19 protein-coding genes are annotated in these 22,012 nt (G+C 72.8%); 12 read left to right on the forward strand and 7 right to left on the reverse strand.

Features of this window, described 5'->3' with window-relative positions:
* Positions 1-93 precede the first annotated feature (93 nt).
* A complete protein-coding gene (locus NIE79_RS23070; protein WP_238680542.1) occupies positions 94-1,851 on the reverse strand; it encodes an NAD+ synthase in 1,758 nt (585 codons plus the stop codon).
* 283 nt (positions 1,852-2,134) lie between these two features.
* On the opposite strand from NIE79_RS23070, the gene glnA (NIE79_RS23075) reads away from it, so the two are divergent.
* The 4 genes from glnA (NIE79_RS23075) to NIE79_RS23090 all read left to right on the forward strand — a co-directional run bounded on the left by glnA (NIE79_RS23075) (position 2,135) and on the right by NIE79_RS23090 (position 5,386).
* The gene (gene glnA, locus NIE79_RS23075) at positions 2,135-3,484 is read left to right on the forward strand and encodes a type I glutamate--ammonia ligase (protein WP_238680543.1); all 1,350 of its coding nucleotides are present in this window, start codon (positions 2,135-2,137) and stop codon (positions 3,482-3,484) included.
* An 89-nt stretch (positions 3,485-3,573) separates the two neighbouring features.
* Positions 3,574-3,999, forward strand: a complete 426-nt coding sequence (locus NIE79_RS23080; RefSeq protein ID WP_210787425.1) for a DUF350 domain-containing protein — start codon at positions 3,574-3,576, stop codon at positions 3,997-3,999.
* Between the two features lie 161 nt (positions 4,000-4,160).
* Complete coding sequence (locus tag NIE79_RS23085) at positions 4,161-4,853, forward strand: helix-turn-helix transcriptional regulator (protein WP_238680544.1); 693 nt, start codon at positions 4,161-4,163, stop codon at positions 4,851-4,853.
* 149 nt (positions 4,854-5,002) lie between these two features.
* Positions 5,003-5,386: a VOC family protein gene (locus tag NIE79_RS23090; RefSeq protein WP_238680545.1), complete on the forward strand. Its 384-nt coding sequence runs from the start codon at positions 5,003-5,005 to the stop codon at positions 5,384-5,386.
* Between the two features lie 208 nt (positions 5,387-5,594).
* Here NIE79_RS23090 and NIE79_RS23095 read toward each other — a convergent pair whose 3' ends face one another.
* Positions 5,595-6,065 (reverse strand): hypothetical protein, encoded by a 471-nt coding sequence (locus NIE79_RS23095; protein ID WP_238680580.1) that lies wholly within the window; start codon positions 6,063-6,065, stop codon positions 5,595-5,597.
* A 186-nt stretch (positions 6,066-6,251) separates the two neighbouring features.
* Between NIE79_RS23095 and NIE79_RS23100 the strand changes: the two genes are divergently transcribed.
* On the forward strand, positions 6,252-7,169 hold the full coding sequence (locus NIE79_RS23100) for a Vgb family protein (protein ID WP_238680546.1): 918 nt from the start codon (positions 6,252-6,254) through the stop codon (positions 7,167-7,169).
* Between the two features lie 67 nt (positions 7,170-7,236).
* Here the strand turns inward: NIE79_RS23100 and NIE79_RS23105 are convergent, their stop codons facing one another.
* Positions 7,237-8,172 (reverse strand): S66 peptidase family protein, encoded by a 936-nt coding sequence (locus NIE79_RS23105; RefSeq protein ID WP_238680547.1) that lies wholly within the window; start codon positions 8,170-8,172, stop codon positions 7,237-7,239.
* Between the two features lie 102 nt (positions 8,173-8,274).
* Between NIE79_RS23105 and NIE79_RS23110 the strand changes: the two genes are divergently transcribed.
* From NIE79_RS23110 to mptB (NIE79_RS23130), 5 genes are all read left to right on the forward strand, one after another.
* The gene (locus tag NIE79_RS23110; protein WP_238680548.1) at positions 8,275-9,042 is read left to right on the forward strand and encodes a type 1 glutamine amidotransferase; all 768 of its coding nucleotides are present in this window, start codon (positions 8,275-8,277) and stop codon (positions 9,040-9,042) included.
* Positions 9,042-12,062, forward strand: coding sequence for a bifunctional [glutamine synthetase] adenylyltransferase/[glutamine synthetase]-adenylyl-L-tyrosine phosphorylase (locus NIE79_RS23115; RefSeq protein WP_238680549.1), 3,021 nt, complete (start codon positions 9,042-9,044; stop codon positions 12,060-12,062). Before NIE79_RS23110 ends, NIE79_RS23115 begins: the two co-directional genes overlap by 1 nt.
* The gene (locus tag NIE79_RS23120; protein WP_238680550.1) at positions 12,055-13,668 is read left to right on the forward strand and encodes a hypothetical protein; all 1,614 of its coding nucleotides are present in this window, start codon (positions 12,055-12,057) and stop codon (positions 13,666-13,668) included. The genes NIE79_RS23115 and NIE79_RS23120 overlap by 8 nt, the downstream gene beginning before the upstream one ends.
* Positions 13,669-13,717: 49 nt before the next feature.
* Positions 13,718-15,118: a polyprenol phosphomannose-dependent alpha 1,6 mannosyltransferase MptB gene (gene mptB, locus NIE79_RS23125; protein ID WP_238680551.1), complete on the forward strand. Its 1,401-nt coding sequence runs from the start codon at positions 13,718-13,720 to the stop codon at positions 15,116-15,118.
* 71 nt (positions 15,119-15,189) lie between these two features.
* Positions 15,190-16,722 (forward strand): polyprenol phosphomannose-dependent alpha 1,6 mannosyltransferase MptB, encoded by a 1,533-nt coding sequence (gene mptB, locus NIE79_RS23130; RefSeq protein WP_238680581.1) that lies wholly within the window; start codon positions 15,190-15,192, stop codon positions 16,720-16,722.
* 267 nt (positions 16,723-16,989) lie between these two features.
* Here mptB (NIE79_RS23130) and NIE79_RS23135 read toward each other — a convergent pair whose 3' ends face one another.
* The 3 genes from NIE79_RS23135 to glnA (NIE79_RS23145) all read right to left on the reverse strand — a co-directional run bounded on the left by NIE79_RS23135 (position 16,990) and on the right by glnA (NIE79_RS23145) (position 19,891).
* Positions 16,990-17,973 carry a hypothetical protein gene (locus NIE79_RS23135; RefSeq protein WP_238680552.1) on the reverse strand — a complete coding sequence of 328 codons (984 nt, stop codon included), beginning with the start codon at positions 17,971-17,973 and terminating at the stop codon, positions 16,990-16,992.
* A complete protein-coding gene (locus NIE79_RS23140; RefSeq protein ID WP_238680553.1) occupies positions 17,970-18,335 on the reverse strand; it encodes a PadR family transcriptional regulator in 366 nt (121 codons plus the stop codon). The genes NIE79_RS23135 and NIE79_RS23140 overlap by 4 nt, the downstream gene beginning before the upstream one ends.
* 131 nt (positions 18,336-18,466) lie before the next feature.
* Positions 18,467-19,891, reverse strand: a complete 1,425-nt coding sequence (gene glnA, locus NIE79_RS23145) for a type I glutamate--ammonia ligase (protein WP_124822537.1) — start codon at positions 19,889-19,891, stop codon at positions 18,467-18,469.
* Positions 19,892-20,153: 262 nt separating this feature from the next.
* Here glnA (NIE79_RS23145) and NIE79_RS23150 point away from each other — a divergent pair, with 262 nt between their 5' ends.
* A complete protein-coding gene (locus NIE79_RS23150; RefSeq protein ID WP_308193212.1) occupies positions 20,154-20,552 on the forward strand; it encodes an RDD family protein in 399 nt (132 codons plus the stop codon).
* Between the two features lie 330 nt (positions 20,553-20,882).
* On the opposite strand, the gene NIE79_RS23155 is transcribed toward NIE79_RS23150, so the two are convergent.
* Positions 20,883-21,569, reverse strand: a complete 687-nt coding sequence (locus NIE79_RS23155; RefSeq protein WP_145779624.1) for a DUF4191 domain-containing protein — start codon at positions 21,567-21,569, stop codon at positions 20,883-20,885.
* A 207-nt stretch (positions 21,570-21,776) separates the two neighbouring features.
* Between NIE79_RS23155 and NIE79_RS23160 the strand changes: the two genes are divergently transcribed.
* Positions 21,777-21,947, forward strand: a complete 171-nt coding sequence (locus tag NIE79_RS23160; protein ID WP_167362519.1) for a hypothetical protein — start codon at positions 21,777-21,779, stop codon at positions 21,945-21,947.
* The last annotated feature ends 65 nt before the right edge of the window (positions 21,948-22,012 follow it).

Genomic DNA, 22,012 nt, shown 5'->3' on the forward strand with positions numbered 1-22,012 from the left:
GCCGCCCGCGCGGCCACCGCAGGACCGCGCCGCGAGGGCACCGCGCGGCGGCGCCGGGCCGCGCCACCGACCCGGCACCCCCAGGGGTACGGCTCAGCCGTGCTCGCGCCACCGGTTGGTGATCGGCAGACGGCGGTCCCGGCCGAACGCCTTCATGGAGATCTTCGTGCCCGGCGCCGACTGCCGTCGCTTGTACTCGGCGGTATCCACCAGCCGCAGCACCTTGTCCACGATCGCCGGGTCGTGACCCGACTCGACCAGCCCGTCGCGGCCGAGGTCGCCGTCGACGTAGCCGATCAGGATCGGGTCGAGGACGTCGTAGTCGGGCAGGCTGTCGCTGTCGAGCTGGCCCGGGCTCAGCTCGGCGCTCGGCGGCTTGCCGATCGAGTTCTCCGGGATCGGGGCGGTCTCACCGCGGCGCGCCGCGTCCCTGTTGCGCCACTTCGCGAGCCGCCAGATCAGCGTCTTCCAGACGTCCTTGACCGGGTTGAAGCCCCCCACCGAGTCGCCGTACAGGGTGGAGTAGCCGACCGCCAGCTCGCTCTTGTTGCCGGTGGTCAGCACCAGGTGGCCCTCCTGGTTCGACAGCGCCATCAGGATCACGCCACGGACCCGGGCCTGCAGGTTCTCCACTGCCACGCCGGACAGCGACAGGTTGGCCAGGAAACCGTCGACCATCGGCTGGATCGGCTCGACGCGGTAGTCCAGGCCGGTGCGCTTGGCCAGGTCGGCGGCGTCCTCCCGGGAGTGCTCAGAGGAGTGCTGGCTGGGCAGCGACACCCCGACCACCCGGTCCGGCCCGAGCGCGTCCACGGCGAGCGCGGCCACCACCGCCGAGTCGATACCGCCGGACAGACCGAGCACCACCGACGGGAACCGGTTCTTGTTGACGTAGTCGCGCAGACCCAGCACCAGCGCCTGCCACACCTCGGCCTCGTCGGCCACCGGCTCGATCAGCCCACCGGTGGCGGCCGGGCCGGACGGCGCTGGCGGAATGCCGTCCAGCGTGCTGTGCACGATCCGCATCCCGTCGGCCAGCGTCTCGGTCGTCGGCCCGGTGGCGGCGGCCGGCAACTCGACGTCGTGCACGAGCAGGTGCTCGACGAACTGCGGGGCCCGGGTCAGCAGCTCACCGTCGGCGCTCACGATCATCGAGTCGCCCTCGAAGACCAGCTCGTCCTGGCCGCCGGTCATGTTGACGTACGCGATGGCGGCACCCGCCTCGGCGGCCCGTCGGCGGACCAGCGGCAGCCGGATGTCGTCCTTGTTCAGCTCGTACGGCGAGCCGTTGATGTTGACGACCAGGCCGACGCCCGCCCTCCGGGCGGCGGCGAACGGACCGCCGGCCTGCCACAGGTCCTCGCAGATGGTCAGCGCGACGTCCACGCCGCCGATCCGCACAACCGTCAGCGCGTCACCGGAGACGAAGTACCGGTCCTCGTCGAAGACCCCGTAGTTGGGCAGGTGGTGCTTGAAGTAGCGAGCGGCCACGACGCCCCGGTGCAGCAGCGCGGCGGCGTTGCGGGCACCCCGGCCCGGCTCGGCGTCCCCGCTGACCTGCGGCGGGCCGTCGGCGTCCAGGTAGCCGACCACGACCGGCAACTCGCCGAGACCGTCGGCGGCCAGGTCCGCGGCCAGCCGCTCCACGGCGGCCCGGGACGCGGCGACGAAGGAGCGCCGGAAGACGAGGTCCTCGACCGGGTAACCGGTCAACATCATCTCCGGGAAGAGCACCAGCTGGGCACCGGCATCGGCGGCCTGGCGAGTCCAGCTGCGGACCAGGTCGGCGTTTCCGGCTAGGTCGCCGACGCTCGGGTTGACCTGGGACAGGGCGAGACGCAGGGTGGGCATGCCTTCATCTTGCCCCAGCTTCCGCGCGACAATCCGCACCCTCGGGCGAGATTGCCGCCACCTGCCGCGACGGGCGCCCGCGAGGGCCCGGCGGCGTGAGCTCGGCCGTCGTGGCGGCGGACGCGGCGGCACGGTGGGGCCCGCGCTCGCCGGGCGGGACACGAGGGGACGGCCGGCGGCAGTTCGCGTAACGTCTGCGTAACCAGGCCCGGGAACACTGGGCGATCAGGTCGGGTACAGCCCGACCAAGGCGGACAAAAGAGTGTCGCGAGGGGTTGGGGAAGTGGACCGTCAGCAGGAGTTCGTCCTCCGCACGCTGGAAGAGCGGGACATCCGGTTCGTCCGGCTGTGGTTCACCGACGTTCTGGGCACGCTCAAGAGCGTTTCGGTGGCACCCGCCGAGCTCGAGGCGGCCTTCGAGGAAGGCATCGGCTTCGACGGCTCGGCGATCGAGGGCTTCGCCCGGGTCTTCGAATCGGACATGGTGGCCATGCCCGACCCGACCACCTTCCAGGTCTTCCCCTTCGAGGGTGGAGTCAGCGGCGAGAGCGCCCGGATGTTCTGCGACATCCTGCTGCCCGACGGCGGCCCGTCCTGGGCAGACCCCCGGCACGTGCTGCGCCGCGCGCTGTCCAAGGCAGCCGAGAAGGGCTTCACCTTCTACACCCACCCCGAGATCGAGTTCTTCCTGCTCGAGAATGGTCCGCAGGACGGCTCGGTGCCCATCCCGGTCGACACCGGCGGCTACTTCGAGCACACCACCCACGCCGTGGCCCGGGACTTCCGCCGTCAGGGCGTGCTCGCGCTGGAACGGATCGGCATCTCGGTGGAGTTCAGCCACCACGAGGTCGCCCCCGGCCAGCAGGAGATCGACCTGCGCTACGCCGACGCGCTGACCACCGCCGACAACATCATGACCTTCCGGCACGTGGTCAAGGAGGTCGCGCTCTCCACCGGTGTGCAGGCCAGCTTCATGCCGAAGCCGTTCACCGACCAGCCGGGCAGCGGGATGCACACCCACCTGTCGCTGTTCGAAGGCGAGCGCAACGCCTTCCACGACAGCGGCGACCCGATGAAGCTGTCCAAGGTGGCGAAGTCCTTCATCGCCGGTCTGCTGGTGCACGCCCGCGAGTACACGGCGGTCACCAACCAGTGGGTCAACTCGTACAAGCGGCTCTTCCCGCAGCACCTGCCGGACCGGATCACCGAGAGCCCGGCGTACGTCTGTTGGGGTCACCTCAACCGGTCCGCGCTGGTCCGGGTTCCCGCGTACGGCAAGCCCAACTCGGCCCGGGTCGAGGTCCGCTCGCTGGACTCGGCGGCCAACCCGTACCTCGCCTTCGCGGTGCTGCTCGGCGCCGGCCTGAAGGGCATCGAGGAAGGCTACGAGCTGCCGCCCGGTGCCGAGGACGACGTCTGGTCGCTGACCAGCGCGGAGCGACGCGCCATGGGTTACGAGGCGCTTCCGGAGAACCTCGCCGAGGCGATCGACGTGATGGCCGGCTCCGAACTGGTCGCCGAGGTGCTCGGCGAGCACGTCTTCGACTTCTTCCTGCGCAACAAGCGAGCCGAGTGGGAGCAGTACCGCCGCGAGGTCACCCCGTACGAGCGGCAACGCTACCTGGCGCTGTAGACGCGGGGGCTGACGCCGTTGCGCGCTGCCGCTATCGTCTCGATCACCGCGCCGGTACCCCTCCGGGCGGAGAGTCGGGAGGCAAGTCGGTGCTGGAGGATCTGTTCAGCGGTGCCTGGCAGAGCGTCGTGTTCGGGCTCGTTGGCGTCGGCCTCATGGCCGCCGGCTTCGGGCTCGTCGACCTGCTCACCCCGGGCCGGCTGCGAGACCTGATCTGGGTCGAGCGCAACGCCAACGCGGGGTTGCTGCTCGCCGCCAACCAGCTCGGCATCGCCGGGATCGTCTTCACCGCGATCCTGACCAGCTACAGCGACTTCGGCAAGGGGCTCGCCTCCACAGTGGTCTTCGGACTGGTCGGGTTGGCGATCATGGCGTTGGCCTTCGTGGTGCTGGACCTGCTCACCCCCGGCAAGCTCGGCGAGGTCATCTGCTCGCCCGAGCCGCACCCGGCCGCCCGGGTCAGCGCCGCCACCCACTTCGGGGCCGCGCTGATCGTCTGCGCCTGCATCGCCTGAGGCAACTGCTGGCGTCGCCCTGCGGGCGGTCGCCGGCGGCGGCTGTGGATGCCGTCCGCGTCGCCGTGCGGGCGGTCGCCGGCGGCGGCTGTCGCTGCCGTCCGTGTCGCCGTGCGGGCGGTCGCCGGCGGGCGTCTTACCCCGGCCGTAGCGTGCCGGGTATGAACCGCACGGATCGCCTCTACGCGCTGGTCGAAGAGCTGCGGGCGGTGTCACCACGGCCGCGCAGCGCCCGCTGGCTGGCCGCGCGCTTCGAGGTGAGCAGCCGGACCATCGAACGGGACCTCGGCGCGTTGCAGGAGGCCGGGGTGCCGATCTGGGCCGAGCCCGGGCGCACCGGCGGCTACGTCCTGGACCGCGCCCGCACCCTGCCGCCGGTCAACCTGACGCCCGCCGAGGCGGTGGCGATGGCCGTGGCGCTGCACCGGCTCGCCGGTTCGCCGTTCGCCGGGCCGGCCGCCACCGCGCTGCGCAAGCTGGTGGCGGTGCTGCCGGCCGCCGACGCCGCCGAGGCGCACCGCCTCGCCGGTCGGGTGCACCTGATCGGCGACGGGCCGGCCACACCCGTCCCGGCCACCGTCGCCGACGCGGTCGCCGCGCGGCGCGTGCTGCGCATCCGGTACGCCGACCGCGCCGGCGCCGACTCGACCCGTGACGTCGAACCGCTCGGCTACCTCGGCAACGCCCGCCACTGGTACCTGGTCGCCTGGTGCCGTCTGCGCGACGAGCTGCGTTGCTTCCGCACCGACCGGATCCGGAGCGTCTGGGCGCTGCCCGACGTGGTGGCCCGGGAGCTACGCCTGACGGACCTCGACATCCCGCACGAGCGGGTCCGCCCGCTGAGCCTGGTCTGAGACCCGTCCGCGGCGCGGCCGGCCCGGGTGTCGTCGTGGAAAACCCCGCCGGGTGATCCGGAAACACCGACAGGACGCTGTCGCCAACGGCCCCGAAACTGCTTCAGACGACGGCCGAACGGCCGGCACGGAAATTCTGGAGGCAGTAGATGTCCAGGTCCACGACGCCCATCACCTGGTTCGAGATCGGTACCGACCGGCCCGAGGACGCGGAGCGGTTCTACGGAGAGCTGTTCGGCTGGACCTTCGAGGAGCAGGGCTCGACCGACGGCGGGTCCTACCGCGTGACCGGGGCCGGTGGCGACACCGGCATCGGCGGAGCGATCCGGGCGACCGACGGGACGTCGCCGAACTACGCGGTGTTCTACGCCGAAGTCGCCGACGTGGCAGAGACCTGCCGGCAGGCCGAAGCGGCCGGCGGCCGGGTGCTGGTGCCAGCGCGTACGGCACCGAGCGGTCTCACGCTCGCCCACCTACTCGACCCGGCCGGCAATTACCTGGGCGTGTTCACACCCCCGCCCCCGCAGCCCTGACCCTCTCCAGCGCCGTCGGTCCGGGCAGGAGTTCTGCCCGGACCGACACGCCAACGGGCCGATGATCGACTCGGTTTTCATGATGTCGGGGTGTCCGAGTGCGTCGGATACCGCGACTTCACGCAATCCGAGTGGATCAAGCCGCGACCGTGGCACCGGCCGGGTCGGCCCCGGTCGGCCAGTGCCTGCCGGGGCCGGACCCGTCGGACTACTTGCCGGGCGTACCTGCGCCGTGGTGGCCGCCCGGGCCACGGTGGCCGCCGGGGCCGGGGAAGACGCCGGCCTCGACGGCCTTGGTGATGGCGTCGGCCTGCTCCTGGGTGAGTTTGCCGTCCTTGACCGCCTGGTCCAGGCGCTGCTTGAGCGCGGCCTGCCGATCCTCGGCGGACGGCCGCTGCGGTCGGTCGGCCGGTCGGTGCTGCTCGCGGACCTTCTCCAGTGCGGCGGTCACCTTGTCGGTGGGCACGCCCAACTCCTTGGCGAGCGCCTCGGCGAACTCGCCCTGCCGGTCGGCCTTCGCGCCCGGAGCCGTGCCCGGAGCCGGGGCGGTGCTGGCGCTCGGTGTCGGCGTGGGCGTGTCGGCGGCGAACGCGATCGTCGGGGCCGCGATCCCGACGCCGAGGACGCCGGCGGTGGCCAGGCCGGCCAGCAGGTGCTTCCTACGGATGGTGCGGGACATGCTGTCCTCCAGAGGTTCGGTCATCCTGCGCTGTCGTCACCGACAGTGACTGGGCAGTCTGGGCGGAAGCCGTGGCGAACCTGTCAGCGAGCTGACAATCAAGGCCGGCGCTGGGCGAAATCGGGTTGTGTCGTCGCTGGCCGAGCGGTCAGGGTGGATGATCCACCGACGGAAGGACACCGCGGAATGACCGTCGAGATTCGGGAAATTCCACTCGTCGAGCCGGACGCGGGGCCGTATGGCATCACGCCCGGCCCGGACGGCGCGCTCTGGCTGACGTTGGCCCATGCCGGCGGCATCGCCCGGCTGTCGGCCGACGGCGAGGTCCGGACCTACCCGCTGGATCCGGCCGGCGGCCGCCCGTTGATCATCACGCCCGGGCCGGACGGGGCGCTCTGGTTCACCCGCTCCGGGGACGACCGGATCGGTCGGATCACCGTCGAGGGCGAGCAGCGCGCCGTCGCCCTGCCGGCCGGCACCGGGCCGGGCGGCATCGCGGCTGGGCCTGATGGCGCGCTCTGGTACGCCGGAATGACCTCCGACACGATCGGCCGGGTGGAGACCGACGGCACCCACAGCAGCTTCCCGCTGCCGGTGAGCGGCGGATTCGCTTCGATGATCACCGCTGGTGCGGACCAGGCTCTCTGGTTCACCCTCAACCAGGCGAACGCGATCGGCCGGATCGACCTCGACGGGCGGGTGACGCTCCATCCGCTACCCACCGCGAAGGCAGGCCCGGTCGGCATCACAGTGGGCGTCGACGGCGTCATCTGGTTCGTGGAGATCGCCGCCGGTCAGCTCGGTCGGATCGACCCGGATGGCGAGATCGTCGAGTTCCCGCTGCCGGACCGGGCGGCCCGCCCGCACGCGATCGTGGCCGACCCGGACGGCGGCGCGTGGTTCACCGAGTGGGGTGCCAACCGGATCGGTCACCTCGACCCCACCGGGCGAATCGAGGGCCACGCCCTGTCCACCCCCAACGCGGAACCGCACGGCATCACCCGCACGCCCACCGGGCATCTGGGCGGCCCTGGAAATCGGCGCAGTAGCCCACCTAACCCCACCACCCACCTAGGCCGACCCTCTGACCCACGACGATCATGAAGTTATTGCCGCGACACGCCGTGGCGAGTGACAACAACTTCATGATCAACGGTGCCGGGGGCGGGGGTTAGTGGACTGCGGGGGTTGCGGTGAGGGTTGCGGTGTCGGTGTCCAGGGTGGCGGTTGTTCCTACCGGGACTGTGAGCTGGTCCGGGCCGTGGCCGATGGGGAGGCCGCCCAGGACCGGTACGCCCAGGTCGCCCAGGCGTTCGGTGAGCACGTCGACGATTGTGGTGTCCCAGCCGTCGCCGCAGTCGGTGAACTGCCCGACCGCCACCCCGGCCAGTCCGTCCAGCACGCCGGCGCGGCGCAGGTGGGTGAGCATCCGGTCGACCTTGTACGGGGGTTCCTGCACGTCCTCGATCAACAGCACCGCACCGGTCAGGTCGGGCAGGTCCGGGGTGCCGATCGACGCGGCGATCATGCACAGGTTGCCGCCGAGCAGGGTGCCGGTGGCGCGACCCGGGACGCGTACGCCGAAGGTCTCCTCGGTGGGGACCGCAGTGATCGACACCGGTTCGGTGGTCATCAGCGCCGCGTGCAGGGACTCGGCGGAGCGCAGCGGCGTCCGCTCGTCGCGCCAGGCCGCCCCCGGGCCGTGCACCCCGGCCAGGCGGGCGCCGCGCCACAGTGCGAACTGCAACGCGGTGATGTCCGAGAAGCCAGCCACCACCTTCGGGTCACGGCGGACGGCGGCCATGTCGATGGCGTCAACGATCCGTTGGGCGCCGTAGCCGCCCCGGGTGCAGATCACCCCGCGCACCTCACTGTCGGCGAAGGCGGCGTTCAGGTCGGCGGCGCGCAGGTCGTCGGTGCCGGCGAGGTAGCCGTGGCGGGCGTACGCGTTCGGCGCGAGCCTCGGGCGCAGGCCCCAGCCGGTGAGCAGTTCAATGCCCCGGGCCACCCGCTCCGGCGAGGTCGGCCCGGACGGCGACACCAGCAGCACCGTGTCACCCGGGCGCAGCACGGGCGGGCGTACGGCGGCGGTGTCCTCGCTGATCACAACCGCAGAGCCTAACGACCCGGACCATGGCCAGGCCGCCACCCAGCGGGCGGACCTGTGCCGGGGCGTGGTGCCGTGCGGCGTACCGGCTAGCCTCGACCTGTGGCAACCGCGCTGGTGATCGAGAACGACCCGACGGACGACGCGCGCCGGCTGGGTGAGTGGCTGACCGAGGCTGGGCTGGAGCTGTGGGTGGTGCGCCCGCACGCCGGCGACGAACTCCCCGCCGACCTGGAGGGGTACGCGGCGCTGGTGGTGCTCGGCGGCGACCAACAGGCGTACCCGTTGCCGGACGGTTCGCCCGGCGCACAGTGGTTTCCGGCGGTGGAGGGCCTGCTGCGCAAGGCGGTCCGGTACCGGGTGCCGACCCTGGCGGTCTGCCTGGGCGCGCAGCTGCTCGCCACCGCGCACGCCGGGTTGGTGGAGCGCAGCCCGTCCGGGCCGGAGATCGGCCCCGGCGTGGTCGGCCGGCGGGACGCCGCCGAGAACGACCCGTTGTTCCGGTACGTGCCGTTGATCCCGGACGTGCTCCAGTGGCACTCCGACGAGATCACCGAGCTGCCCCGGGGCGCGACCCTGCTGGCCGCCTCCACCCGCTATCCGCATCAGGCGTTCCGCCTCGGTGACCGGGCGTGGGGGTTGCAGTTCCACATCGAGTGCGACGCCGCGATGATCGCCGACTGGGCCACCGACTCGGCCCAACTCGCCGAGCTGGGCTACGACCCGGAGCTGGTGGTCGCTGCCTGCGCCTCGGTGCTGCCCGACGTCGAGGAGGTCTGGCAGCCGTTCGCCGCCCGGTTCGCCGCGCTGGCCCTCGGCGAGCTGGACGACAGCACGGTGCGGCGCGGCCTGCCGCTGCTCGGGCACTGATGAGCCGGCCGACCAGGGCACCGGGCCGGCTCGCCCGGTACGGCTTCGGCACCGCCGAAGGCGACGGCGGCGCGCGCGCCGCGGACCTGCTCGGCCCCGAAGGGCTGCGGCTGTGGCAGCCGGCCGAGCAGGAGCCGGCCGACGAGGCAGCAGCGGAGCTGCTCGCCGCGCTGTCCCGCGCCGCCGACCCGGACCTGGCGCTGCGCCAACTGCACCGCATCGTGGAGGCCGAGGGCCGCGCCACCGAAGGCGGCGCCGCATCGCCGCTGCTCGCGGACGTGCACGCCGACCCCGGGCTACGGCGACGACTGATCGCTGTGCTCGGCGCGTCGGCGGCGCTCGGCGATCACCTGGTGGCCCACCCCGAGCACTACCGGGCGCTGCGGACCGCCCCGGACGGGCTCGCCCCGATCGCCGAGGGGCGGCTGGAGCCGGCCGACGGCGGCAACGCGGTGGCGGCGCTGCGGACCGCGTACCGCCTGGCGTTGCTGCGGATCGCGGCGGCCGACCTGACCGGCGGTCGCGGCCTGGAGCAGACGATGGCCGCGCTCTCCGCACTGGCCGACGCGACGCTGTCCGCGGCGTACGAGATCGCGGTCGCGGAGCTGGCGGAGGGGACCGAGCGGCCCCGGCTCGCGGTGGTGGCGATGGGCAAGTGCGGCGGCGGCGAGCTGAACTACGTCTCCGACGTGGACGTCATCTTCGTGGCCGCCGAGGACGCCGACCTGTCCGCCGCGACACTGGTGGCGACCCGACTGATCTACATCTGCGGGCTGGTCGCCTGGCCGGTGGACGCCGCGCTTCGCCCCGAGGGCAGCCGCGGCCCGCTGGTGCGGACCCTCGCCAGCCACCTGGCCTACTACCGGCGGTGGGCGCGCACCTGGGAGTTCCAGGCGCTGCTCAAGGCCCGCCCGGCCGCCGGGGACCTGCCGCTGGCCCAGGAGTGGATCGACCAGCTCGCGCCGCTGGTCTGGCGGGCGGCCGAGCGGCCCGAGGCGGTCGAGGACGTTCGCGCCATGCGCCGCCGGATCATCGACCACATCCCGCCGAAGGAACTGGAGCGCGAGATCAAGCGCGGTCCCGGTGGGCTGCGCGACATCGAGTTCGCCGTCCAGTTGCTGCAACTCGTGCACGGTCGCGGCGACGAGACGCTGCGCCCGCCCGGCACCATCCCGGCGCTGCGCGCCCTCGTCGCCGGCGGCTACGTCGGTCGGGCCGACGGCGAGGCACTGTTGCGCGGCTACCGCTTCCTGCGCAGCGTCGAGCACCGGCTGCAACTCCAGGGTCTGCGTCGTACGCACACGGTGCCCGCCGAGCCGGGCGCGCTGCGCTGGCTCGCCGCCGCACTGGGTTTCACCGCCGCGCCGGGGCGCAGCGCCGTGGAGAGCTTCCGGGCCGAGTGGGTCACCCACGCCACCGAGGTACGCCGACTGCACGCCAAACTGCTCTACCGGCCGCTGCTGGAGTCGGTTTCCCGCGTCCCGGCCGACGGGTTGCGACTCACCCCGGAGGCGGCCCGGAACCGCCTGGAGATCCTCGGTTTCGCCGACCCGGCCGGGGCGTTGCGCCACCTCCAGGCGCTCACCGGCGGGGTGAGCCGCACGGCGGCCATCCAACGCACCCTGCTGCCGGTGCTGCTCAGCGAGTTCGCCGACGCGCCGGAACCGGACCGGGGGCTGCTCAACTACCGCAAGGTCTCCGACAAGCTGGGCAGCACGCCCTGGTATCTGCGGCTGCTGCGCGACGGCGGCCCGGTCGCCCGTCGGCTGGCCCGGGTGCTCGCCCTGTCCCGGTACGTCGCCGACCTGCTCGCCCGCGACCCGGAGGCGCTGCGGCTGCTGGCCGAGGAGAACGAACTGGCCCCGCGCCCGCCGGAGGTGCTGCGGGAGGGTTTCCTGGCGGCGGCGGCCCGGCACACCGACCCGGTCGAGGCCACCAGCGCGGTGCGCGCGCTGCGGCGTCGCGAGCTGGTCCGGGTGGCCTGCGCCGACGTGCTCTGCCGGGCCGGCGCGCTCGCGCCCAGCCCCACCCGGGCGGACGGCGCGAACCGTCCCGCCCGCGGGCTGTCCGACATCACCGCTGTCGGTACGGCGCTCGCCGACGTCACCGACGCCACACTGGCCGCCGCGCTGCGGGCCGCTCAGGCCAGCCAGCCGGCACCAGCGGGTCTGCGGTTCGCGGTGATCGGCATGGGCCGGCTCGGCGGGTACGAGTCGAACTACCTCTCCGACGCCGACGTGCTCTTCGTCTACGACCCGCCGCCGGGCACCAGCGAGAGCGCCGCCAGCGCCGCCGCGCACGCCGTCGCCGAGGAACTGCGCCGACTGCTCGGCGTACCCGCCCCCGACCCGCCGCTGGGCGTCGACGCCGACCTGCGACCGGAGGGCCGCCAGGGTCCGCTGGTACGCAGCCTCGCCGCGTACGCGCAGTACTACGCCCGCTGGTCACGGGTGTGGGAGGCGCAGGCTCTGCTGCGCGCCCGGTTCGTCTGCGGCGACGCCGAGCTGGGCGCCGAGTTCGAGGCGATGATCGAGCCGGTGCGCTACCCGGCCGACGGGCTGACCCGCGAGCAGGTCGTCGAGATTCGGCGGATCAAGGCCCGGGTGGAGACCGAACGGCTGCCCCGTGGCGCCGACCCGGCCACCCACACCAAGCTGGGTCGCGGTGGGCTCGCCGACGTGGAGTGGGCGGTGCAACTCGTCCAGCTCCGGCACGCCGGCGCGAATCCGGCGCTGCGCGGCACGCGTACCCTCGACGCCCTCGCGGCGGCCGAGCGGGCCGGCCTGATCGACACCACGGACGCCGCGGAGATGGCCGCCGGTTGGGCCCTGGCCGCGCAGGTCCGCAACGCGTTGATGCTGGTCCGCGGACGGGCCGGAGACCAACTGCCCCGGCACGGCGTGGAGTTGGCCGGGGTGGCCCGGCTGCTCGGCCGCGACGACCCGGGGGAGTTCCTCGACGAGTACCTGCGCACCGGCCGCCGCTCCCGCGCCGCGGCCGAACGGGTCCTCGATGCCTGACGCGTCGCCGGGTCCAACCGGGCTACGCATCGCGGGTGCGGCGACCGGAGCCGCTGTGGTGCTCGCCGTCGCGTTCCTCCTCGCGCCGCCGATGGGCACCGACCTCGCCGCCCAGGTGGCCCGTGCCGGGTTCACCGAGCGATACGGGGCCGCGCCGGTCGACTTCGGCTGGTACGGCGGCGTCAACCAGTACGGCTACAGCCTCTTCACCGCCCGGGTGGGCGCGCTGATCGGCGTGCGTCCGCTGGGCGCGGTCGCCGCCGTGGTCGGCGCCGCCGCGCTGGCTTGGCTGTTCACCCGCAACCGGGCCCGACGGCCGCTGCTGGCCGGCGTCCTCGGCGCTGTGGTGCTGATCGGCAACCTGGCGAGCGGTCGGATCACCTTCGCTGTCGGGTTGGCGTTCGGGCTGCTGGCGCTCTGCGCGGTCAGCGCGGAACGCCCACCGCGCTGGCTCCGGTTGACGCTCGCCGCCGGCTGCGCCGCCCTGGCCACGGCGGCCAGCCCGGTCGCCGGCCTGTTCACCGGGCTGGCCGGCGCGGCGCTGCTGCTGGGCGCCCTGCGAACCGGTGACGGGCCGGGCCGACCGCTACCCGGAGGCTGGCGCGCCGAGCGACCACTGGCCGAGGGGTTCGTCCTGGCCGTGGCGCCCGCCGTCACGCTCGCCCCGATGGCGTTCGTCTTCGGCAATGGCGGCACCCAGCCGTACTCGGCCGAGTCGATGCGCATCAACGTCGCGCTCGCGGTGCTGGTGGCTGTCGTGCTGCCGCGTCGCCGCCGGGTGCTGCGCGTCGGCGCGGTGCTCACCGTGCTGCTCCTGATCGGGGCGTACTACCTGCCCAGCCCGATCGGTTCCAACGCGCTACGACTGCCGATGCTGTTCGCCCTGCCAGTGCTGGCCGGGTACGCCGCGTTGCCGGGGCCGTGGCTGGCCGCGCTGCTCGCCGCGACAGTGTGGTGGCAGTCCCCGGTGATGACGAGCGACGTGACCCGGGCCGGCGCCCCGGAAAGCGCCGAAAGCTTCTACCAACCGCTCGTCGCCGAACTCGACCGGCGGCAGCCGGCCGGGCGGGTCGAGGTGGTGCCACTACGCGACCACTGGGAGTCCGCGTACCTGCCGCCGACAGTGCCACTGGCCCGGGGTTGGGAACGCCAGGTCGACAGCGACCGCAACGCGCTGTTCTACGACGGCAACCTGAGCGCGCAGACGTACGAGCAGTGGCTACGGCACGAGGCCGTGACCTACGTGGTGCTCGCCCCGGACGCACCCGCCGACCGGTGGGGCCGCGACGAGGCCGCGCTGATCCGGGCCGGCCTGCCGTACCTGCGGGAGGTCTGGCGAGACGCCACCTGGCAGATGTACGCAGTGGTCGATCCGACCCCGCTGGTCGGTGCCCCGGGTCAACTCGTCGCCGCCGACCGCGGCGCGGTCCGGCTGACCGCCACACCCGGGGACGTGCCGGTCCGGGTGCACTGGTCGCGCTGGCTCACGTTGAGCGGCCCGGACGGCTGCCTGCGACCGGGCGTGGACGGGTGGACCGAGGTGCGGGTCCGCGCCGCCGGCGACTACTCGATCTCCAGCGGGCTGGCACCGGCGCGCCACTGCTGAACCGTGCCTGCCGTCGGCCTCCCACCGACGGGCTGGCAGCATGTCCGGCGTGCCCTCCCACCTCGCGCGCTGGACCGGCCTGGCCGGCTCGATGCTGCTCGCGCTCTCCGCTTTCCTCGGCGGCGCGTTCCCCAGCGGCCCCCTGCGCAGCACCCCGGTCAGCATCTGGCAGGGACCCAACGGCCCGCTGATCCTCGCCGCCTGGCTGGTCGGCACCGGCCTGATGGCGTACGCCTGGTGGGCGTTGCGCGACGGGGGACCCTCGACGCGGTGGGCCCTGGTCACCGTCGGGCTCTGGCTGCTGCCGTTGCTGATCGCGCCACCCTTCGGCAGTCGGGACGTGTACGCGTACACCTGCCAGGGTGCCAGCTTCGTCGGCGGCATCAGCCCGTACGAGCAGGGCGTCTCCGCGCTGCCCTGCCCCTGGCTGGACACGGTCTCGGTCATCTGGCGCGACACCCCGGCGCCGTACGGGCCGCTGTTCGTGCTGATCGCGGGCGCCGTGGTGAAGGCCACCGGTTCGCTGACCGCCAGCATCGTGCTGTTCCGTGCGCTGTCGCTGGTCGGAGTGGCCCTCACCGCGTGGGCTCTGCCGGCGCTGGCGCGTCGGGCCGGTGTGCCGGCGAAGCGGGCGGTGTGGCTGGCGTTGGGTTCCCCCCTGGTAGCCGCGCACCTGATCGGTGGACCCCACAACGACGTGCTGATGCTCGCCGCGCTGGTCGGTGGGCTGGCCGTGGTGGCGGCGCACCCGGGCCGGCGCGGAATGCTGCTGGTCGGCGGGCTGCTCCTCGGAGTCGCGGTGGCGATCAAGGTGACCGCCGTGGTGGTGGTGCCGTTCGCCGCGCTGGCGGCCACCGCCGGGCCGTACCGGATCCGCACGCTGATCCGCGACGGCGGCTGGGTGGTCGGCGGCACTGTCGCCAGCGTGGTCGGCGTGACAGTCGCCGGTGGGCTGGACTTCGGCTGGGTCGGCGGGCTGTCCCAGGGTGGCGCCGCCATCGCCTGGACATCCCCGTCGACCGCGGTGGGGCAGACGGTCGGGTACGTCGCGGCGCTGTTCGGTGGTCACATCGACGCGCTGCCGGTCACCCGCGGGATCGCCGTGGTCCTCCTGGCCGTGCTGCTCGTCTGGCTCTGGTGGCGCGCTCGCACCCGCGACCCGCTGTACCACGCCGGCCTCGCGCTCGCCCTCACCGTCGCGCTCGCCCCCGTCGTGCACCCCTGGTACTGGACCTGGCCGCTGTTCGTGCTGGCGGCCACCGCCCAGCGCACCAGATGGTTCATAGTGGTCGCCCTGGTCGCGTCCTTCCTGGTGCTGCCCGACGGCACCGGGTTTCCCCGGTACACCAAGACGGTCGGGGCGCCACTGATGACGCTGTTGGTGATCGTGCTGGTCATCCGGTTGGTACGGTCGGCTCGGGCGGCCCGTCAGCCGGTCGCCGCCGATTGAGGGAAGGTGCGCCGGTGACCACTCCCGGCCCGCCCGTCTCGCCGCCGCCCGTCCCGCCGCCCTCCGTGACGTTGGCGGCCTCGCGTGCCCGGTATGTCGGCCTGGTCGGCGCGGTCCTGCTCGCCGTGGCCGGATACCTCGGCGGGGCGCTGCCCGACGCCCCGCTGGGCGTGACACCCGCGTCGATCTGGGAAGCCCCGGACGGCCCGGCGACGCTGACCTGCTGGCTGATCGGCACCGTGCTGCTGGTCGGGGCGTGGTGGTCACTGCGCGAGGGTGCGCCGTCGACCCGTTGGGCGTACGCCACCGCCGGGCTGTGGGCACTGCCGCTGCTGCTCGCGCCGCCGCTGGGCAGCCGGGACGTCTACTCGTACGCCTGCCAGGGTTGGACGTACGCGCACGGCGTCGACCCGTACACAGTGGGGGTGGCGGCGGCGGGCTGCCCCTGGCTGGACACTGTGGCGCCGATCTGGCGGGACACCCCGGCGCCGTACGGGCCGGTGTTCGTCCTGCTCGCGGCGCTCGCCGTCGGCCTCGGCGGTGGGCTCACCGGCACCATCGTGGCGTTGCGCGTGATCGCCGTGGCGGGGCTGCTGCTGGCCGCGCTCTGCCTGCCCGCTCTGGCGCGGGCGGCCGGGGTTCCGGCCCGGCGGGCCGCCTGGTTGGCGCTGGCCGGTCCGCTGGTCGGCGTCCACCTGGTGGCCGGCGCGCACAACGACGCCGTGATGCTGGGCCTGCTGCTGTGTGGCCTGCTGGTCGTGGTCCGTCGACCGGGCCGGCCGGCGGAGCTGCTGCTGGCCGGAGCACTGCTCGGACTGGCGGTCACGGTGAAGGCCACCGCCGTGGTGGTGGTGCCGTTCGCCGTGCTGGCCGGGATGCCCGGCCGCTACACGGTACGGGCGTTGCTGCGCCACTGTGCCTGGCTGGCCGGCGGGCTGCTCGCCGCGCTGCTGGTCACCTCGGCGGTGTCCGGCCTCGGCTTCGGCTGGGTGGGCGGGCTGACCCACAGTGGCGACTCGGAACAGTGGACGTCACCACCCACCGCCGTGGGCTTCGTGGTCGACTACGCCGGCGCGCTGGTCGGCCGGGACCCGCAGGCGGTGCCGTTGGTCCGGGCGGTCGCGCTGCTGCTGCTCGTCGGAGTGCTGGTGGTGCTCTGGTGGCGGGCCTGGCAGACCCTGCGCGGGTCCAACGACGCCCGGCGGGTAGCGCGGGCGGAGGTGGCGGAGGTCGACGGGGCGCGGGTCGACGGGGCGCGGGTGGAGGTGGCGCGGGTGGAGGTGGCGCGTTCCCGGGTGGCGCTGCACGGCGCGGCGTTGGCGCTGGTCGCCACCGTCGTCCTGTCCCCGGTCTTCCACCCCTGGTACGCGACCTGGCCCCTGGCGCTGCTCGCGCTCACCGCCGCCCGTACGACATGGTTCGTGCTGCCCGCCGCAGCGGCAGCGTTCCTCGCCCTGCCCGACGGCACCAACCTGGCCCGCGTCACCAAGGCCCCCGGTGCCCTGGCCATGACCGCCCTGCTCCTGACCGTGATGGTCCGCACCGCCCGCACCGCCCGCACCGCGCGCACCCTGCGCGCTCCCCGCGCCGCCCGCCGCCGTTGATCATGAGGTTGACGAGGGCAATCTGGACGGAACGCCCCGCCAACCTCATGATCGTCATAGTCGCGCGGTCAAGATCGCGCTCGAACGTGGATGTAGTGGTGTGCGACGCGGTCGAGGCCACTACATCCAGGATCGAGCACGATCTTGGGGAGGGAGGGCAGGCGGTGCGGTGCGGTGCAGGGCGGGACGGCGTGGGGCGGGGCAGGATGCGGCGGCGCCGGATGCCGAGGAGCGGGGGCCGGGGGCCGGATGGCCGGCGCCGGGGGGTTAAGCCCGTGCGCCGCAGGTGGGGCAGGGTTGGCCTGAGGGCTGGGGGCTGGAGGTTCGGCGGCTGCGCAACGCAACGGCCAGGAGCAGCGCGGCCGGACCGGCGAGCGCGACGGCGACAGCGGTCACGGCCAGTTCCGCGAAGGTGATGGCGCCGTACGCCGGGCCGAAGCTGTCTGCCAGGCCGGGCACCGCCAGGAAGCCGATGGGGGTGAGCAGTGTGACGAGCGCCCAACCGCCGCGGGTGTCCCCGCCCAGTGCCAGCCCGGTGGCCAGCAGAGCCCCGACGACCAGCAACAGTCCGCCGACGGTGGGCAGGAAGATCTCCAGGGTGGCGCCGTAGTAGGTGCCGACCGCATCCAAGCCCACCAGGAATTCCGTCGCCACCGCCGCCAACAGTGCGGACAGCGCCGGCGCGAGGCGGATCGCCCGGGAAGATCGGTCGGGCAGGGCGAGCCCCAGCAGACCCAGGACCACCTGCGGCAGCAGCACCATCAGCGGCGGTCGGGGTGCGCCGAGCGCCGCGGCCACCGGTGGCAGCGCCACCGTGAGCAGGAGCGCGAAGGTGATGGCCCACCGGGCGACCCGGCTCGGCGCGACAGCGATCACCGCCGCCGCCAGCAGCCATGCCGCCCACGCGACGACACCGAGCGAGACGAACGGGCCGACGTGGGGGACGCCCCACTCCACGGGCGGCGGATGCAGCTCTGCCGTACCCCAGACACCTGCCAGGGCGCTGGCGGTGACCAGGGCCAGCAGCGCCGCGAGGCGTACCCCCGGAATCAGGTCGGTGACGCCCGCGGCCCGCAGCCGCTGGCGGAGGCCGCCGAGCAGCAGGTCCGCGGCGTCGGCCGGCGCCGGCCAGCGTTGGGCAGGGGCGGCCAGGTCGAGGTAGGTACCGACGATTTCGGCGCCGCGGGTACGCCGGTATTCGGTGGGGTACGCGCGCAGCAGCCGGAGGTAGCGGCGTTCCAGATCGTTCATGCCAAGCCTCCGGCCGTGCGTGGGGTGGTCGGGAGGGCGGCGCGAGTCCGCTTGGACAGCCGGGCGGTGGCGGCTTCGACGTTGCGGCGCAGCCGCTCGGTCTCGGTGCTCAAGATGGTCTCGCCGCCGGGGGAGAGGCGGTAGTAGCGGCGCAGTCGGCCGTCCACCACCTCTTCCCGGTCGACCTCGACGAGGCCGGCGTCGACCAGCCGGTCGAGCGCCCCGTAGAGCGTTCCCGGGCGTAGCGACACGCGGTTGTCGGAGAGTGCGGCGACCTCACCGATCAGCCCGTAGCCGTGCATCGGCTGGGCGGCCAGCGCGGTGAGGATCAGGAACGTCGGTTCGCGGAGAGGTGTGTCCACGCGAGCAATATATCGGACGCGAAGGCATGCCGGGGGGCGCGCACAGCGAACCGGGCCGGCTCCGCGGTGAAGCGGAGCCGGCCCGGCCGGTGTTCCAGCGACTGCTCAGCAGTCGTCGTGCATCTGACTGCTCAGCAGTCGTAGTACATGGCGAACTCGTGCGGGGTCGGGCGCAGGCGCACCGGGTCGACCTCGTTGGCGCGCTTCCAGTCGACCCAGGTGGAGATCAGGTCGGGGGTGAAGACGCCGCCGTCGAGCAGGTAGTCGTGGTCGGCCTCCAGCGAGTCGAGCACGGCCGGCAGCGAGCCCGGCACCTGCTTGACGTCGCCCCACTCCTCCGGCGGGAGGTCGTAGAGGTCCTTGTCGATCGGCGTCGGCGGCTCCATCTTGCTCTTGATGCCGTCCAGGCCGGCCATCATCATGGCCGAGAAGGCCAGGTAGACGTTGGCCGACGGGTCCGGAACGCGGAACTCGACGCGCTTGGCCTTGGCGTTGCTGCCGGTCACCGGGATGCGGGTGCAGGCGGAGCGGTTGCGCTGCGAGTAGACCAGGTTGACCGGCGCCTCGTAGCCCGGCACCAGGCGACGGTACGAGTTGACCGTCGGGTTGGTGAAGGCCAGCAGCGACGGCGCGTGGTGCAGCAGGCCACCGATGTACCAGCGGGCCATGTCGGACAGGCCGGCGTAGCCGGTCTCGTCGTAGAACAGCGGCTCACCGTTGAGCCAGAGGCTCTGGTGGGTGTGCATGCCGGAGCCGTTGTCGCCGAAGAGCGGCTTGGGCATGAAGGTAGCGGTCTTGCCGTTGGCCCACGCCTCGTTCTTCACGATGTACTTGAAGAGCTGGAGCTGGTCGCCGGCGTGCAGCAGGGTGGAGAACCGGTAGTTGATCTCGGACTGGCCGGCGGTGCCCACCTCGTGGTGCGAGCGCTCCACGTTGAAGCCGGTGTCGACGAGGCGGCGCACGATCGAGTCACGCAGGTCGGCGTAGTGGTCGACCGGCGGGACGGGGAAGTAGCCGCCCTTGTACGCGGTCTTGTAGCCGAGGTTGCCGCCCGCCTCTTCGCGGCCGGTGTTCCAGGCGCCCTCGATCGAGTCGATGTAGTAGAACGACTGGTGCGCCGAGGTCTCGTGGCGGATCGAGTCGAAGATGTAGAACTCCGCCTCGGCACCGAAGTAGGCGGTGTCGGCGATGCCGCTCGCCGCCAGGTACGCCTCGGCCTTCTTCGCCACGTTGCGCGGGTCGCGGCTGTAGGCCTCGCGGGTGAACGGGTCGTGGATGAAGAAGTTGAGCGCGAGCGTCTTCTGCGCGCGGAACGGGTCGATGAACGCGGTGGCGACATCCGGGAGCAGGAGCATGTCCGACTCGTGGATCGCCTGGAAACCGCGGATCGACGAACCGTCGAACGCGAGGCCGTCGGTGAAGAGGTCGTCGTTGACGGACTCGACCGGCAGGTTGAAGTGCTGCATCACGCCGGGCAGGTCACAGAAACGAACGTCGACGAACTTCACGTCCTCGTTCTTGAGGTATCGCAGCAGTTCCTCGGGATTGGCGAACACACATCCTCCTGGCACGTCCACGGGGTGGCTAGGCTTCTGGCGACGCTAGGGCCAAGCGGTTGCCCGGCCATGTCTTGAGTGTTTCTGCCGTGTTACGTCCCTCGCGGAGCGTCAGCGACGCTCCTGTCCACGCACTCAGCCTGCGCGAACGCCGTACCGGCTGGGCCAGTGTAATGACATCTGATGCCTTTGGCCCGAATCGGCACGCAGTGGTGGCGACACCCGGCAGCGCCTCATCCGGGCGCGGATACCCTTGATCGCTGTGAGCAACCCGCAGGCCCCGGCAGCGCCGGCCACCGACCCCACCTTCGCCCCACCGAGCCTCGGCAAGCGGTTCGGTGCGCTGATCATCGACTGGGTGCTCTGCCTGCTGGTGTCCAACTTCTTCGCCGACCCGGTACGCGACGGCTGGGCGCCGGTGCTGGTGCTGGTCCTGGAGTACGGCATCTTCCTCGGCCTGTTCGCCCAGACGCCGGGCATGTACATCACCAAGATCCGCTGTGTGAACTGGAACGATGGCGGCCGGATCGGCGTGCTCCGGGGGCTGATCCGTGGCCTGCTGCTGGCCCTGGTCGTCCCCGCACTGATCATGGACGAGCACCGGCGCGGCCTGCACGACCGAATCGCCGGCTCGGTCATCGTCGACGCCCCCCGAGGCTGAGGCCGACCCCTCCCTAGGCCGGTCCGGGACCGCCCGAGCCCGCGGTCCGGGACCGCCCGAGCCCGCGGTCCGGGACCGCCCGAGCCGCAAGATCGCACTCGATCCAGGATGTAGTGGCATCCGCCGCGCACGAGGCCACTACATCCAGGATCGAGCACGATCATGGCGGGGTTGGCCCGAGGCGGGCGGCGCGGCGAGGTTGGCCCGAGGCGGGCGGCGCGGCGAGGTGGGCCCGAGGCGGGCGGCGCGTCGGGGGTGGGCACATGAGGGTGTACGCGAAGGAGCCGGACCCGTGTGGGTCCGGCTCCTTTACACGTACACCTGAGGGGGTCAGCGGCCCCGCGACTGGCGGAAGGCGCCTGGCGGCCGCATGTTCTTCGGGATCGCGCCCTTGGGCATCTGCGGCCGGGCGGTGAGCGCCTTGAGTCGCTTGTCCAGCGAGTTGACGTCCTTGCCGGAGAGGGCGCGGGGCAGGCGCAGCAGCGTCGTCCGGAGCTTGCGGATCGGCAGCTCGCCCTCCTCCTGCCCGATCACGTAGTCGTGCAGGGGAGCGGAGCCGATCACCTTGGACAGCCGCCGCTTCTCCTGGCCGAGCAGGCCGCGCACCCGCTGCGGGTTGCCCTCGGCCAGCAGGATCACGCCCGGGCGGCCGATCACCAGGTGGACCATGTCCATCTGGGTGGTCGAGCTGACCGCAGGGGTCACCCGCCAGTCGCCGCGCATGTTCTCCATGATCTGCGCCGCCGCGCCGGGTTGCCCCTCGGCGGCGTTCATCATCGCCTTGTTGGACCGCAGGTTGAGCACGATCAGCACCGCGAGCAGGATGAACAGGATGCCCAGCGGCAGCCAGATCCAGCCCCAGAGGATGACCGCGACCACGGTGAGCGCGAGCGGGAGCAGCACCGCTGCGGCGACCAACGGCGCGAACCACCGGTCCTGCTTGGCGGTGAACTGGAACACCATCCCGATCTGCTTCAGCCGCTGGCCGAACGAGACCTTCTCCTGGGGCTTTGCCATGCCGCAGAGTCTAGTGGTCGCCGCCGGCCCGGTTGATCCGCGTCCGGGTGCCGGGGCAGCTGAGTACCTTACGTCGCCGTACGCGCCCGGAGCGGCCGGGTAAGGAGGCTGCGGGCGGGGAAGATGAGGCGCCATGCCCATGCCCGGTTGGGGCCTTCGCGCGAAGAGTCGTCAGCAGAAGACGACGACGCCACGAAGGAGCCCGACATGTTCGGCAACGACGCAGATTTCCTGCTCACCCTGCACCGTACCCACGCCGCCGAGCTGCGCGCCGACGCGGCCGCGGACCGGCTCGCCCGGTCGCTGTCCCGTCCGGTCAGCCGCGGGTGGTTGGGCCGGCGCAGGCAGGCCGGTCGCACCGGCGACGCCCGCCGGTGACAGCGCCCAGCACGGCCGCCACGTCCAGCGGGCCCAGCCTGGCTGCCACGTCCGGCGTGCCCGGC

This window comes from Micromonospora trifolii, assembly GCF_022229005.1.
GTDB lineage: Bacteria > Actinomycetota > Actinomycetes > Mycobacteriales > Micromonosporaceae > Micromonospora > Micromonospora trifolii.

Coding starts and splice junctions, on each gene's coding strand:
- NIE79_RS23070 (WP_238680542.1), bottom strand. CDS start 1,851: ATGCCCACCCTGCGTCTCGCCCTGTCCCAGGTCAACCCGAGCGTCGGC.
- NIE79_RS23085 (WP_238680544.1), top strand. CDS start 4,161: ATGAACCGCACGGATCGCCTCTACGCGCTGGTCGAAGAGCTGCGGGCG.
- NIE79_RS23090 (WP_238680545.1), top strand. CDS start 5,003: ATGTCCAGGTCCACGACGCCCATCACCTGGTTCGAGATCGGTACCGAC.
- NIE79_RS23095 (WP_238680580.1), bottom strand. CDS start 6,065: ATGTCCCGCACCATCCGTAGGAAGCACCTGCTGGCCGGCCTGGCCACC.
- NIE79_RS23100 (WP_238680546.1), top strand. CDS start 6,252: ATGACCGTCGAGATTCGGGAAATTCCACTCGTCGAGCCGGACGCGGGG.
- NIE79_RS23115 (WP_238680549.1), top strand. CDS start 9,042: ATGAGCCGGCCGACCAGGGCACCGGGCCGGCTCGCCCGGTACGGCTTC.
- NIE79_RS23120 (WP_238680550.1), top strand. CDS start 12,055: ATGCCTGACGCGTCGCCGGGTCCAACCGGGCTACGCATCGCGGGTGCG.
- NIE79_RS23135 (WP_238680552.1), bottom strand. CDS start 17,973: ATGAACGATCTGGAACGCCGCTACCTCCGGCTGCTGCGCGCGTACCCC.
- NIE79_RS23155 (WP_145779624.1), bottom strand. CDS start 21,569: ATGGCAAAGCCCCAGGAGAAGGTCTCGTTCGGCCAGCGGCTGAAGCAG.
- NIE79_RS23160 (WP_167362519.1), top strand. CDS start 21,777: ATGTTCGGCAACGACGCAGATTTCCTGCTCACCCTGCACCGTACCCAC.